This window comes from Streptomyces sp. ADMS, from assembly GCF_033441795.1.
Taxonomy (GTDB): domain Bacteria; phylum Actinomycetota; class Actinomycetes; order Streptomycetales; family Streptomycetaceae; genus Streptomyces.
Window position 1 is genome coordinate 1 of the sequence record NZ_JAVFVX010000394.1, and the last position, 549, is coordinate 549.

Consider the following 549-nt stretch of genomic DNA (forward strand, 5'->3'; position numbering starts at 1 on the left):
CGAAGTGGATCGCCCTGCCCCGGGGGCTGCGCGACGAAGCCGCCAGCCTGGTCACTGCCGCCGGCGGCACCTTGAAAGTCACCAGCACCTTCCCCGACCAGGCCCCGATCGGCGCCCGGTTCACCGGCGAACTCACCGCCGTACAGGCCCGGGCCGTCGAAGCGATGACCGCCCACCCCACCGGAGTCCTGGTTGCCCAACCCGGTGCGGGTAAAACCGTGATGGCCTGTGCCCTGATCGCGGTTCACGCCCGGCCCACCGCGATCATCGTCAACCGGGCAGAGCTGCTGGCCCAGTGGCGCGAGCGTCTGGAGACGTTCCTCGACCTCGGTGAGCACGCCGTCGGGTCGCTCGGCGCGGGCAAAGACCGCCGCGGCGGCGTGGTCGACCTGATCATGCTGCAGTCCCTGGCCCATCGTGAGGCCGCCACAGGACTGCTGGACGGCTACGGCCTGATCGTCGTCGACGAGTGCCACGCCATCGGGGCTCCGGCAGCCGAGGCCGCGATCCGCAAGGTCAAGGCCGAGCGGTGGATCGGCCTGTCCGCCA

At 71.0% G+C, this 549-nt stretch carries 1 protein-coding gene; it reads left to right on the forward strand.

Translation table 11 applies throughout. The annotated features are described in order from the left end of the window. Positions 1-549, forward strand: a 549-nt coding sequence (locus RB628_RS41235) for a DEAD/DEAH box helicase family protein (protein WP_318325749.1), incomplete at both ends; no start/stop codon positions are given.